At 71.8% G+C, this 12834-nt stretch carries 12 protein-coding genes; 4 read left to right on the forward strand and 8 right to left on the reverse strand.

From position 1 onward, the window contains the following. Positions 1 to 49: 49 nt before the first annotated feature. Positions 50 to 472, forward strand: coding sequence for a hypothetical protein (locus AB0A65_RS13005; protein WP_359950740.1), 423 nt, complete (start codon positions 50 to 52; stop codon positions 470 to 472). Positions 473 to 548: 76 nt separating this feature from the next. Further along, the gene (locus AB0A65_RS13010) at positions 549 to 1769 is read left to right on the forward strand and encodes an FAD/NAD(P)-binding oxidoreductase (RefSeq protein ID WP_359950741.1); all 1221 of its coding nucleotides are present in this window, start codon (positions 549 to 551) and stop codon (positions 1767 to 1769) included. On the opposite strand, the gene AB0A65_RS13015 is transcribed toward AB0A65_RS13010, so the two are convergent. From AB0A65_RS13015 to mshA, 8 genes are all read right to left on the reverse strand, one after another. Beyond that, complete coding sequence (locus AB0A65_RS13015; protein WP_359950743.1) at positions 1758 to 3278, reverse strand: PH domain-containing protein; 1521 nt, start codon at positions 3276 to 3278, stop codon at positions 1758 to 1760. The genes AB0A65_RS13010 and AB0A65_RS13015 overlap by 12 nt on opposite strands. Beyond that, complete coding sequence (locus AB0A65_RS13020; protein ID WP_359950745.1) at positions 3275 to 3772, reverse strand: PH domain-containing protein; 498 nt, start codon at positions 3770 to 3772, stop codon at positions 3275 to 3277. The genes AB0A65_RS13015 and AB0A65_RS13020 overlap by 4 nt, the downstream gene beginning before the upstream one ends. Positions 3773 to 3907: 135 nt before the next feature. Then, the gene (mgrA, locus tag AB0A65_RS13025) at positions 3908 to 4900 is read right to left on the reverse strand and encodes an L-glyceraldehyde 3-phosphate reductase (RefSeq protein WP_359950747.1); all 993 of its coding nucleotides are present in this window, start codon (positions 4898 to 4900) and stop codon (positions 3908 to 3910) included. A gap of 70 nt (positions 4901 to 4970) precedes the next feature. Next, entirely contained in the window at positions 4971 to 5657 is a 687-nt protein-coding gene (locus AB0A65_RS13030; RefSeq protein WP_359950749.1) for a response regulator transcription factor, read from the reverse strand. Between the two features lie 12 nt (positions 5658 to 5669). After that, positions 5670 to 6911, reverse strand: a complete 1242-nt coding sequence (locus AB0A65_RS13035; protein WP_359950751.1) for an ATP-binding protein — start codon at positions 6909 to 6911, stop codon at positions 5670 to 5672. An 89-nt stretch (positions 6912 to 7000) separates the two neighbouring features. After that, positions 7001 to 7753 carry a phosphoglyceromutase gene (locus AB0A65_RS13040; protein WP_359950753.1) on the reverse strand — a complete coding sequence of 251 codons (753 nt, stop codon included), beginning with the start codon at positions 7751 to 7753 and terminating at the stop codon, positions 7001 to 7003. A 92-nt stretch (positions 7754 to 7845) separates the two neighbouring features. Continuing rightward, positions 7846 to 8319, reverse strand: coding sequence for a YbjN domain-containing protein (locus AB0A65_RS13045; protein WP_359950844.1), 474 nt, complete (start codon positions 8317 to 8319; stop codon positions 7846 to 7848). Continuing rightward, positions 8319 to 9647: a D-inositol-3-phosphate glycosyltransferase gene (gene mshA, locus AB0A65_RS13050; RefSeq protein ID WP_359950755.1), complete on the reverse strand. Its 1329-nt coding sequence runs from the start codon at positions 9645 to 9647 to the stop codon at positions 8319 to 8321. The genes AB0A65_RS13045 and mshA overlap by 1 nt, the downstream gene beginning before the upstream one ends. 264 nt (positions 9648 to 9911) lie before the next feature. Between mshA and AB0A65_RS13055 the strand changes: the two genes are divergently transcribed. Both AB0A65_RS13055 and tmk read left to right on the forward strand, forming a co-directional pair. Next, entirely contained in the window at positions 9912 to 10583 is a 672-nt protein-coding gene (locus AB0A65_RS13055) for a TetR/AcrR family transcriptional regulator (protein ID WP_359950757.1), read from the forward strand. 107 nt (positions 10584 to 10690) lie between these two features. Then, positions 10691 to 12829 carry a dTMP kinase gene (gene tmk / locus AB0A65_RS13060; RefSeq protein WP_359950759.1) on the forward strand — a complete coding sequence of 713 codons (2139 nt, stop codon included), beginning with the start codon at positions 10691 to 10693 and terminating at the stop codon, positions 12827 to 12829. Positions 12830 to 12834: the final 5 nt, after the last annotated feature.

Here is a 12834-nt window from a genome sequence, read left to right on the forward strand (position 1 = left end):
GCAACGGTGGTCCGATGCTGCGCGTGTCGGAATCATGACCCCTTCCCGAATGGACAGACAGCGCCGTCTTCTCCGTGTCGCGGCGGCCGTGCTCGCGGTCGGTCTCGTGCTGATCGCGGTGCCCGCGCAGGCGCAGGATGCGGCCGCGACCGCGTACACCATTGAGGTCCAGGACGTGAGCGGGCTCGAACCGGGCGGGTCCGCGCCCGCCACGTTCAGTTTCGTCAACACCGGCACCGAAGCGCCCGAGCACGGACTGCTCGTCCAGTTCGTCTCCGAACGGGTGGTCACCACCGGCGAGTACACCAACGTGAGCCTCGCGATCGACTTCCTCATCGCGGACGACGCCGTCTCGAACGACGGCGCAACCGGCGGCTCCCTCGCCGCGATCGGCCTCGCCGGAGCCGGGACGCTCGCCGCCGGAGCGCTGCTCCTCGCCTTCCTTCGCCGCCGCACGCTCAGGAACCTGTAGGAGGCCCTCCCGCCGTCACCCGTTCGGGGTGAGAATGGGAGGCGGACCAACCGCCTACGGGAGCCGGAGCCGCAACATGAGTGCACCGTTCGTCATCGTCGGAGGCGGCCTCGCCGCCTCCAAGGCCGCGCAGACCCTCCGCGACGAGGGGTACGAAGGCGACCTGGTCGTCGTGACCGGGGAGCCGCACCGGCCCTACGAGAGGCCGCCGCTGTCCAAGGACTACCTGCGCGGGGAGGCCGGGCGCGGCGCCCTGTTCACCGTGGACGAGGACTGGTACCGGCAGAACGCCGACCTGCGCGTCGGCACGCCCGCGACCGGGCTCGACACCGCCGCGCACCGGGTCGCGCTCGCGGACGGGAGCGGCCTCGACTACGCCAAGCTGATCCTCGCCACCGGGTCGAGCCCCCGGGCCCTGCCCGTAGCGGGCGCGGACCTGCGGGGCGTGCACCTGCTGCGCACCGTCGAGGACGCCGACCTCCTTGCGGCCGAACTGAAGAGCGGAGAAGGACGCGTCGTCATCGTCGGCGACGGCTGGATCGGCATGGAGGTCGCCGCGTCGGCGCGGCAGCTGGGCCGCGACGTGACCCTGTTCGGCATGGGCGCGCAGCCCCTCGAACGCGTCCTCGGCCCCGAGATGGGCCTCGTGTTCGCGCAGCTCCACCTCGACAAGGGCGTGGACCTCCACCGCCGCACTGAGATCGCGAAGATCCTCGGCGAGGACGGCCGCGCCGTCGGCGTCGAGACCACCGAAGGCGAGCGCGTCGACGCGGACCTGGTGCTCGTCGCGGTCGGCGTCGTCCCCAACGCCGGGCTCGCCGCCGCCGCGGGCCTCGAACAGCGCGAGCGCGCGCTCGGCGGCGGCCTCGCCGTGGACGCCACCCTCCGCACCAGCGCCGAGGACGTCTGGGCCGCAGGCGATGTCGCCAGCGCCCCCTACCCGCACTACGGCCGCCCGATCCGCGTGGAGCACTGGCAGACCGCGATCGACACCGGCGAGCACGCCGCGAAGGCCGCGCTCGGGTCCGACGCGGCCTTCGACAAGCTCCCGTACTTCTTCACCGACCAGTACGACCTGGGCATGGAGTACCTCGGGTTCGTCGCCGGGCCGGACGCCTACGACGCGGTCGTCGTCTCGGGATCGCTTGAGTCCCTTGAGTTCGTGGCGTTCTGGACGAAGGGCGGGCGCGTCCTCGCCGGGATGGCCGTCAACACGTGGGACCGCGTCGGCGAGATCGAGGCGCTGATCCGGGCCGAGGAGCCGCCCGGGGAGGACGCGCTCCGGTCATTCCGGTGATTTGACCAGGAACGGCCGCAGCAGGTCCGGCACGGCCTCGGCGGCGAAGTCGAGGATCTCGTGCTCGTCGGCGTCGATCACCGCGTAGTGGCCCTTCCCGGCCGCGGTGGTCGCGTCGAGCGTCATCAAGCCCATGCGCCGCTGGAACACCGACTGCGTGATCCGCCAGCCGATGATGCCCGACCGGTCCAAGTGGACGGTGGCCCGACGGGTGCTCCCGCGCCGCGACACCAGGTGCCGCGGCGTGAGCGCATGCCCCAGGGACGCATAGGAGTCGAAGGCGGTCCACGCCGCGAACGCCGCGCTCAGCACCGCCGCCAGGACGATCGCCGCGCTCAGCAGCGCCGGGAGCGACCACAGCAGGTGCGGCACCGTCGCGGCGGCCGCGAGGACGACGACTGCGACTGCGGCCCAGCGGAGGCGCCGCGTCCGTGCCGTCCGCGGGTGCGCCGTCAGGTCGCTGTCCACCGGCCCAATCACCGCCTCCGCGACATCGGTGACGGTGGGGAGCGGCGCGGCCGGGACGAGCGTCGACAGGTCCGAGCCCTCCTGGTCGGTCTTGAGACCGATCGCGACCACGTCGAGACGACCCGCGCCCGCGGAGCGCACGCCGAGCGGCTCCACGATCTCCACGCCGCGGATGCGCTCCTCCTCCAGGCTGAGCGAGCGCGAGACGAGCAGGCCGCGGCGCACCCGGAGCGTGCCGCCGGGCTCCCGGTCGAGCCGGTGACCCCACCACGCCTCACCTTGCAGCGCAAGGCTGGCGATGGCGCCGAGGATCAGCAGGCCGACCAGGCCCAGCCCGAGGACCGCCCACGGCCCGTACTCGTCCACCAGACCGCCCACGATCTCGACGGGCAGGCCGCCCTTGCCGAACCAGTCGGCGATCTGGAACGTGCCGCCGACCGCCGCGCCCGCGAGCATCGGCGTCAGGAACGACAGGGGCGCGTACTTCAGCCACCCCGGCTCCCACGTGGCGAGCCGCTGCTCGCCGTCCTCGCCGACCTCGACCTCGCTGCGCCGCAGCAGGACCGCGCGAAGCCGCTCGGCCTCGGCGCGGCCCACCGAGTCGAGCGTGAGCGTCTGCTCGTTCGCCGAACCGGACCCGCCGCCGGTCTCGCCGGTGCCGACCTTGACCTTCGCGAGGCCGAAGGCGCGTTCGAGCGGGTTCGCGGTGAGGTCCACCGAGCGGATGCGCTCGCGCATGAGCGAGCGCCGGGTCTTGAACAGGACGCCGGTGTGCATCTCCACGCGCGCGTCCGTGACGCGATACCTGGTGACCCGCAGGCGGATCGCCTCGTACCCGACGACCGCCCCGATGACCAGCGCCGCACCGGGGACGACGAACGCGAGCGCGATGAGCAGTCCGGGGCCGGAGCCGATCCCGATCGCGACCGGCACGCCCGCGGCGACCATCACGCCGATCATGTACAGCGCGGTGACCTTGAGGCCGTCGCGGTGGAGCCGCCGCCACGGCTCGTTCCCCTCGGCGTGCTCGATGCCGATCACGTCGCGTCCCCGGGGGTCGCGTCGGTCAGCTCGGTGAGGCGCTCGGCCAGCGCGGACGCCTCGTCCTGGTCGAGCCCTTCGAGTTTCACCGCGCCCGCCGACGACGCGGTCGTGACGACCACCGTGGACAGTCCGAAGGAGCGCTGCACCGGTCCCTGCGTGGTGTCGACGGTCTGGATGCGCGACATGGGCGCGACGCGCCAGGTCCGCCAGAAGTACCCGGTGAGCGTGTACACGGCGGTGTCGGTGACCTCCCAGCGGTGCACGCGGTGCCACCACGCGGGCAGCGTGAACGCGGCGGCGAGGCCGAGGACGAGGATCGCCGCGGCGGGCAAGAGGAGCCAGGTCCGGGCCGGGGCGATGAGGAGGCCGAGGACGACGAGCGGCACGACGGGCACCGCGGTCGTGATGAGCCACTGCACGCGCCACCAGGGCACGGTGCGCGGGTCGAAGCGGTGCTGGGGCGGGCGGAGGGCGGTGCGTGGAGCGGTCATGCCCGAATAGTAGGAAATGACCGCGCCCGTCGCTTCCGACTTGCGGCGGATTTCCGGGGGCGGCGTGTCATACCGAGGTATCGGGTGCGGGACCGCCGTGCGGACGGCGGCCCCGCGGAAGCCTTGCGGGCCTTGCTATCCGATGGACGCCGCGTCGATCGCGGCGAGCTCGTCGGCGGTGAACGCCAGGTTCGCGGTCGCGGCGACGTTGTCCTCCAGCTGCTTGACGGAGCTGGCGCCGATGATGACGCTGGTCATGCGCTCGTCGCGCAGGGCCCACGCGAGCGCGGTCTGCGCGAGCGACTGGCCGCGGGCCGAGGCGATCTCGTTGAGGGCCTTCACCTTCGCCATGGTGGCGTCGTCGAGGCGGTCCTCGTTGAGGAAGTGGCTGGTGGCGACGCGGGAGTCCGCGGGGATGCCCTTGAGGTACCGGTCGGTGAGCACGCCCTGCTCCAGCGGGCTGAAGACGATGCAGCCCGCGCCGGCCTCTTCGAGCGCGTCCAGGAGGTGGTCCTCCTCGATGCGGCGGTCGAACATCGAGTAGCGCGGCTGGTCGATGAGCAGCGGCGTGCCGAGGTCCCGCAGGATCGCGGACGCGGCCTTGACCTGCTCGGACGTGTAGTTGGAGACGCCCACGTAGAGGGCTTTGCCGGAGCGCACGATCGCGTCGAGCGCGCCCATGGTCTCCTCCAGGGGCGTGTCCGGGTCGGGCCGGTGGTGGTAGAACACGTCCACGTAGTCGAGGCCGAGGCGCTTGAGCGACTGGTCGGCGGAGGCGATGAGGCTCTTGCGCGAGCCCCATTCGCCGTACGGGCCGGGCCACATGTAGTACCCGGCCTTGGAGGAGATCACGATCTCGTCCCGGTACGCCTTGAGGTCGTCGGCGAGGAGGCGCCCGAAGTTCTCCTCGGCGCTGCCGCCGGGCGGCCCGTAGTTGTTGGCGAGGTCGAAGTGGGTCACGCCGAGGTCGAAGGCGCGCCGCACGATCGCCCGCTGCGTGTCGAGGGGCCGGGTGTGGCCGAAGTTGTGCCACAGGCCGAGCGAGATCGCGGGCAGCTTGAGGCCGCTGCGCCCGGAGCGGCGGTAGGGCATGGACTCGTAGCGGTCGTCCGCGGGAAGGTAGGTCACCCGTGCACCCTATCCGGTTCGGCAAGCGTTGTCTCGGATCGATTCCCCGGGCGGGCCCGGGGTGGACCGGCTACGCGTGCGGGTCGAACTTGTAGCCGAGGCCGCGCACCGTCACCAGGTGGCGCGGCTTGCCCGGCTCGGGCTCGATCTTGGAGCGCAGGCGCTTGACGTGCACGTCGAGGGTCTTGGTGTCGCCCACGTAGTTCGCGCCCCAGACGCGGTCGATGAGCTGGCCGCGGGTGAGCACGCGCCCGGCGTTGCGCAGCAGCATCTCCAGGAGCTCGAACTCCTTGAGGGGGAGCTGCACGTCGGCGCCGCCCACGGTGACCGTGTGCCGGTCGACGTCCATGCGCACCGGCCCGGCCTCCAGGACCGTGACGATCGGGTCGTCGGGCTCGGCGGAGCGGCGCAGCACGGCCCGGATGCGGGCGACCAGCTCGCGCGAGGAGTACGGCTTGGTGATGTAGTCGTCGGCGCCCAGTTCCAGGCCCACCACCTTGTCGACCTCGGAGTCGCGGGCGGTGACCATGATGATCGGGACGTTCGAGTTCGCCCGCAGCTCCCGGCAGACCTCCGTGCCGGACTTCTCCGGCAGCATCAGGTCGAGCAGGACCACGTCGGCGCCGGCGCGCTCGTACTCCTTGATGGCGGCGTCGCCGTCGGCGGCGACGGCCACCTCGAAGCCCTCCTTGCGGAGCATGTAGGAGAGGGCATCGGAGAACGATTCCTCGTCTTCAACTACGAGCACGCGGGTCACGAGTGAACCTTCCTAACGGGCGGCTTGCTGGCTTGTTCCGATTTCAGCCGAGTCCGGTGCCGTGGCGTCGGACGGAAGGGAACGAGCAGGCAACATCAAGGTAAACACTGATCCGGCATCGGGCATACTGGACACTTCTACCCTACCCCCGTGATTGACGGCCACATGTTTGACGATCGCCAGGCCGAGGCCGGTGCCGCCGGTCTGGCGCGACCGCGCCGCGTCCACCCGGTAGAACCGCTCGAAGATCCGGTCCAGCTCCTCCGCGGGGATGCCGATCCCCTGGTCGCGCACGCTGATGCACACCATCTTGACACCGGCCAGATGACCGGTCGGGGACGTCACCGACGTCTCCACCTCCACGGCCGTGTTCTCGGGTGAATAGGAGATGGCGTTGCCCACGAGGTTCTTCACGGCGGTGACGAGCTGCGCCTCGTTCCCGAGCACCTCCATGTCCTCGACGCCGATGAGCCGGAGCTCGATCCCCTTCTCCTCGGCCGCTATCCGCGTCTGGTCGAACGCCTCCATCACGATCCGGTCGACCTCGACCGGCTCGGGGTCCGGCAGCTTCTCCGCGCCCTGGAGTCGCGACAGCTCCAGCAGGTCGCTGACCAGGTGGTTCATGCGCTTGGACTCGGAGCGGATGCGGTCGGCGAAGCGCGCCGCCGCGTCGGGGTCCTCCGCGGCGTCCTTGAGCGCCTCGGACAGGATCTGCATGGCTCCCACCGGGGTCTTCAGCTCGTGGCTGATGTTCGCCACGAAGTCGCGGCGGACCCGCTCGACCCGGTGCAGCTCGGAGATGTCCTGGAACTCGGCGACCGAGACGCCGTCGGGCAGCGGCGTGATGCGCACGCTCACAGCGCTCGGCTCGCCCATGACCTGCTTGGGGACCTCGATCTCCGCGTCCCGGTAGCGTCCCGAGCGCCGCGCCTGCGCGAGCAGCGCCCGCAGCGTCAGGGACACGATCTCGTGGTCGTCCACCAGGCCCAAGTCCCGGGCCGCGCGGTTGGTGTACAGGACGCGGTTGTGGTCGTCGACCAGGCAGACCCCGGTGCGCAGCAGGCCGACTGCGGCCTCCCACGGGCGGGTGTCGGGGACGGGCGCGGTGCGCGCCTCGGGGTGGGGCGCACCCCGGTGCCGGAACTTCATGAGGGCGGTCGCGGCGGCGCCGAAAGCGGCACCGGCGGCGAGACCGGTCAGGACGCGCCCGACGCCTCTCCCGAGGCTCTTGGGCTGCGGTTCGTTGTGGGCCACGAGCCCAGATTAAGCAGGAAACGGCCCGGCGTCGAGCACCGGGCCGTTATCTAAGTCACGCGTTGTTCACCCAACGCGCTGATGTCCGTTTATTTCTTGCCCTGCGCGGCCACCGCGGCGGCCGCTTCGGCGGCGGCCTCCGGGTCGAGGTACTGGCCCCCGGCCACCACGGGCTTCAGGGTCTCCTCGTCCAGCTCGTACTTGAGCGGCATCCCGGTGGGGATGTTCAGGCCCACGATCTCCTCGTCGGAGACGCCGTCGAGGTGCTTCACCAGCGCGCGCAGCGAGTTGCCGTGCGCCGCCACGAGAACGGTCCTGCCCGCGCGCAGGTCGGGGACGATCCCGTCGTACCAGTAGGGGAGCATCCGCTCCAGGACGTCCTTGAGGCACTCGGTGCCGGGGCGGACCTCGGGGGCGAGGTCGGCGTAGCGGGCGTCGCCGTCCTGCGCGAACTCGGAGCCCGGCTCGATCACGGGCGGCGGCACGTCGTACGAGCGGCGCCACGTCATGAACTGCTCCTCGCCGAACTCGGCGAGCGTCTCGGCCTTGTTCTTGCCCTGGAGCGCGCCGTAGTGGCGCTCGTTGAGCCGCCACGACCGCTTGACCGGGATCCACGAGCGCCCGGCCTCGGCCAGCGCCAGCTCGGAGGTGTTGATGGCGCGGCGCAGCAGCGAGGTGTGCAGCACGTCCGGGAGCAGGTCGGCCTCGGCGAGCAGCCGCCCGCCGCGCCGCGCCTCGTCCTCGCCCGACGCCGACAGCTTGACGTCGACCCAGCCGGTGAACAGGTTCTTGGCGTTCCATTCGCTTTCGCCGTGGCGAAGCAGCACGAGCGTGTAAGTCATGCCCTCTATCCTGCCGCGTCCCGCCCGCCCCGGCCCCCCGTCCGCCGCGAAGGTGTGGCGGCCGTCGCCCCCTCGCGTTCCGCCTGGTGGGATCAGTCCTCAGGTCTGAGGTGCTCGAAGGCTTCGAGGTTTCTCGTGGACTCGCCGCGGGCGAGGCGCCAGCGCCATTCCTCCTGGATGGAGGATTTGAAGCCGAGTTCGAGGATGGTGTTGAAGGTGTCGTCGGCGGCTTCGAGGACCTGGCCGAGGACGCGGTCCAACTCGTCGGTGGTGATCGCCGCGAAGGGGAGGCGGCCGACGAGGTGGATGTCGTCGTTGGCGTCGGTGGCGAAGGCGACGGCGTAGAGCTTGCCGTTGCGGCGCAGGAGCTCCGCCCAGACGGCTTCGCGGTTCTCCTCGGGGCGGCGGGCGACGAAGGCTTCGACGCGCAGGGCGTGGTCCTCGATGACGAGGCCGCACTCGGTGGTGAGCTTGCGCCGCCCGAGGAGGGTGACGACCGCCGAGCGCGGGGTGTCCAGGCGGTAGTCGGCGCCGGTCCCGTCGAGGGCGGCCTTGAGTCGCTCGATCACCGGTTCAGCGTAATCGCCTGGGAGCGGCGCAGGACGGTGCGCCGGTAGGCGGCCCCGAGCCCTTCGGCGGTGGCCTGCCACGAGAACAGCGCGGCATGGGCGCGGGTCCCGGCGGCGAGGCGTTCGCGCAGCGCGCCGTCGCCCATGAGCCGCCCGAGGGCCGCGGCCCAGTCGTCGGCGCGGTGGGAGTCCACGAGCATCCCGGAGGTCCCGTCGGCGACGGCCGTGGTCAGGCCGCCGACTTTCGCGGCGAGCACGGGCGTGCCGGTGGCCTGCGCTTCGAGCGCGACGAGCCCGAACGACTCGTTGTAGCTGGGGACGGCGACGGCGTCGGCGGCCCGGTAGACCTGCGCGAGCGCCTCGCCCGAGCGCGGGGTGCGCCACTGGACGCGGTCGCCCAGGCCCAGCTCCCCGGCGAGTTTCGGCAGCCAGTACAGGTCGGTGTTGGACGGCCCGCCGACGAACACGGGGACGATCCGCTCGGCCAGGCCCGGGTCGGTCTCGCGCAGCCGCGCGAGCCCCCGCAGCAGCACGTCAGGTGCCTTGGCGGGCTGGATGCGGCCGACGAACGCGACGACGAGGGCGTCCTGGGGGAGCCCGAGCGCGGCGCGCGCGGCGTACCGGTCGCCGGGCCGGAACACCCCGAGGTCCACGCCGGGGTGCACGACCTCGACGCGGCGGGCGTCGGCCGCGTAGTACCGGTGCAGCTCGTCCGCCTCGGCGGCGGTGTTGGCGATGAGCAGGTCCGCTTCGGTCGTGAGCTGCTCCTCGCCGCACACGCGCCCGATCGGCTCGGGCTTGTCGCCCTCCGCGAGCTGCGCGTTCTTCACCTTGGCGAGGGTGTGGAAGGTCTGCACGAGCGGGACGTTCCACCGCTCGGAGGCCACCCACGCGGCCTGGCCGCTGAGCCAGTAGTGGGCGTGGATGAGGTCGTAGTGGCCGGGCCGGTTGTGCGCCTCGGCGCGCAGGAGGCCGCCGGTGAAGGCGCACAGCTGCGTGGGCAGGTCGTTCTTGGAGAGGCCCTCGAAGGGCCCGGCGGGGAGGTGGTGGACGAGGACGCCGGGGGCGGCCTCGACGGTGGGGGGCTCCTCGGAGGAGGTGGCGCGGGTGAAGATCTCGACCTCGACGCCGGAGCGCGCGAGTTCGCGGGCGGTGTTGAGGACGTACACGTTCATGCCGCCGGCGTCGCCGGTGCCGGGCTGCGCGAGCGGGGAGGTGTGGACCGAGACCATCGCCACGCGGTGGACGGCCTGCTTTCGGCATCGGGCCCGGAACGCCGGTGTGCGCCGTTGATTCACGTGTGATTCCTCTCCCGCGGTTGCCATCCCCTAGAGCAACGCGCAAAACCCTCGCCATCCTTCCGCCTCCGGGCGTCCTGGCACAACCGCCGCACGCGCGGGAGTGACCAACTCCGCATTCCCGCAAGACGGGAGGCGACATGGAGCTTTCGTTCCGTTTCGTGGCCGAATGGTGACACTCGGTCGGGGGAAGCCGGAATTTCTCTCGCGACACGACCGGGAATGAGCCTCAAATCCGGGCAAGTCGTCCATGATGGGGTGACTTGTCATCACGAGGGGGGAGACAACACCATGAGCACTGCCACCGTGCCGGCCGCGAGGCAGCCCACGATGTCACCGGTGTCCAAGTTCGGCCAGACGCACTCGCTTCGCCGCCTGCCCGTCCAGGAGCGCTCGGCCGCCCGCGTGCGCCGGATGCTCGACGCCGCCGCCGACCTGATCGAGGAGGTCGGGTACGACCGGCTCTCGACCACCGCCATCGCGCAGCGGGCCGACGTCGCGATCGGCTCGGTCTACCAGTTCTTCGGCGACAAGCGCTCGCTCGCCGAGGCGCTCTCGCAGCGGTACATCGACCTGTACTTCGAGCGCCTGACCGCCCGCTTCGACGCCGAGCCCCCCGCCGACTGGCGGGCCGGGGTCGAGGCCGCCATCGGCGAGTACGTCCACATGTACCGCACGGCGCCGGGCTTCCGCGTCCTCCACCTGGCCGACGCGATCGACCCGGGCCGGGCCGACGCGGTCACCACCGGCGGCGACGTGATCGCCGACCAGATCCTCGCCGGGCTCGCCCAGCGCTTCGGCATCGGCGGCGACGACGAGCTCGGCAAGACCGTGACCGTGGCCGTCGAGACCGGGCAGGCCCTGGTCCGCCTGGCGTTCCGCCGCGACCCCGAGGGCTGCACGGCGTCGATCGCCGAGGCCAACGGCGTGGTCTGCGACTACCTCGCCCGCCGCCTTCCGTAAGAGGACGTCCCAGGCCACTCTCAACACCGCGCCGGGACGTAGGGCCGCATCGGGCCGACTAGTCTCGTAGTCGACCCGGTGCGGTCTTCTGACTTTCGAGGAGCAGCATGGCGAACACCCTTGCCGACATCCAGACGGTGCTGCGGATCAGGCCCTTCCGGCGGCTGTGGACCGTGCTCGGCCTGGCCTCCTTCGGCGACTGGCTCGCGATCTTCGCCACCGCGGGGTTCGCGCAGTCCCTGTTCGACGACCCCGCGGCGAAGGGCGCCGCGTTCTCGGCGACGATCGTGCTGCGGCTCCTGCCGTCGCTGGTCCTCGGGCCCGTCGCGGGCGTGTTCGCCGACCGGTTCGACCGGCGCAAGACCATGGCCGCGTGCGACACCGCCCGGTTCCTGCTCATCGCCTCGGTCCCCACGGTCTACCTCATCACCGACAACACGGCGTTCACCGTCGTGTGGCTCGCGATTGCGCAGCTGTGCATCGAGGGCGCGGTCCTCATCTGGTCGCCCGCGAAGGAGGCCGCGGTCCCGAACCTCCTCCCGCCGGAGAAGTACGAGGCCGCGAACCAGCTCAGCCTCGCCACCACGTACGGCATCGCCCCGCCGCTGGCGTTCGCGGTCCTCGCGATCCTCGAACGCGGCTCGAACGTGTGGTCCAACCTCGGCTCCTGGGCCGAGCCGATGGTCATCGCCCTGTACCTGACGGCGGCCATGTTCGCGATCCTCGCCGTCACCGTCTACTTCTTCATCCCGCAGATCTCCGGCCGCTACGGCCTGACCGCCGCGAAGGCCACCAGCGTCTGGTACGACCTCGTCGAGGGCTGGTCCTACCTGCGCACGAACGAGCGCGTGCGCGGCCTGATCCTCGGGATGCTCGGCGCGTTCTCCGGCGCGGGCATCCTCATCGGCGTCGGCACCGTCTACGCGGCCACGCTCGGCGCCGGGGACGCCGCGTTCTACACCCTCGCCGTGTTCCTGTTCCTCGGCCTCGGCGCCGGGATCGCCTTCGGCCCCAAGCTCATCGGCGAGCTCTCGCGCCTGCGCTGGTTCGGCATGAGCATCGTCCTCGCCGGGGCCGGGCTCGCCATCGACGCGGTCGCCCCGCACATGGTCTTCTCCGTCATCGGCTCCGTGGTCATCGGCCTCGGCGCAGGGATGGCGTTCCTCGCGGGCATCACGCTGCTCCAGCGCTCCACCGAGGACGAGATCCGCGGCCGCATGTTCGCGTTCATCGCCGTCTCCGCGCGCGTCATCCTCATGCTCGCCATGACGATCTCCGCGCCGCTCGCGGGCTGGCAGGCCGCCAGGCAGCTGAACCTCGGGTTCACCGAGGTCCAGGTGTCGATGAGCCGCATCCTCCTGTTCGTCGCGGCAGGGCTCGTCGTGTGGCTCGGCGTCACCGCGTTCCGGTCCATGGACGACAAGCCGGGCGTGCCGGTCCTCGCCGACCTGTGGTCCTCGCTGCGCGGGCGCCCCCTCTCGGCGGCCGTCCCGCTCGCCAGCGACGGCTTCTTCGTGGTCTTCGAGGGCGGCGAGGGCGCCGGGAAGTCCACCCAGTCCGTGAAGCTCGCCGCGTGGCTGAAGCTCCGCGGCTACGAGGCGGTCCTCACCCGCGAGCCCGGCGCCACCGACATCGGCATGCGCATCCGCTCCCTGGTCCTGGACTCGGGCGGCGACTCCGCGCCGTCCCCGCGCGCCGAGGCCCTCCTGTACGCGGCCGACCGCGCCCAGCACGTCGAGCGGGTCGTGCGGCCCGCCCTCGAACGCGGCGCCGTCGTCGTCTCCGACCGCTACATCGACTCCTCGATCGCCTACCAGGGCTCGGGCCGCGACCTCGGCAAGGACGAGGTCGCGTGGGTCTCCCAGTGGGCCACGGGCGGGCTCAAGCCCGACCTGACGGTCCTCCTCGACGTCGACCCCGCGCAGGGCCTGCACCGCGCCAAGGCGGGCGGCGAAGGGGACCGGCTCGAACAGGAGCGCCTGGAGTTCCACGAGAAGGTCCGCGCCACGTTCCTCGGCCTCGCCGCCGCCGAACCCAAGCGCTACCTGGTGATCCCCGCGGGCGGCACGCCCGACGAGATCGCCGCCGCGGTCCGCGAGGCCGTCGCCGAGCGCCTCGACATCCGCACCCAGACCGCCCGCACCGACGCCGGCTGGCCGGGCCTGGACTCCGACAAGGCCCCCGAGCGCGGCTCCGACGAGGAGTACGGCTGGGGCAGCGTCGCCGAAGAGGCCGGGCGCGCGTGAGCGTA

This window comes from Glycomyces sp. NPDC047010 (genome assembly GCF_040644205.1).
Lineage (GTDB): Bacteria > Actinomycetota > Actinomycetes > Mycobacteriales > Micromonosporaceae > Glycomyces.

Coding starts and splice junctions, on each gene's coding strand:
- mshA (WP_359950755.1), bottom strand. CDS start 9,647: ATGGCAACCGCGGGAGAGGAATCACACGTGAATCAACGGCGCACACCG.
- AB0A65_RS13010 (WP_359950741.1), top strand. CDS start 549: ATGAGTGCACCGTTCGTCATCGTCGGAGGCGGCCTCGCCGCCTCCAAG.
- tmk (WP_359950759.1), top strand. CDS start 10,691: ATGGCGAACACCCTTGCCGACATCCAGACGGTGCTGCGGATCAGGCCC.
- AB0A65_RS13005 (WP_359950740.1), top strand. CDS start 50: ATGGACAGACAGCGCCGTCTTCTCCGTGTCGCGGCGGCCGTGCTCGCG.
- AB0A65_RS13040 (WP_359950753.1), bottom strand. CDS start 7,753: ATGACTTACACGCTCGTGCTGCTTCGCCACGGCGAAAGCGAATGGAAC.
- AB0A65_RS13055 (WP_359950757.1), top strand. CDS start 9,912: ATGAGCACTGCCACCGTGCCGGCCGCGAGGCAGCCCACGATGTCACCG.
- AB0A65_RS13020 (WP_359950745.1), bottom strand. CDS start 3,772: ATGACCGCTCCACGCACCGCCCTCCGCCCGCCCCAGCACCGCTTCGAC.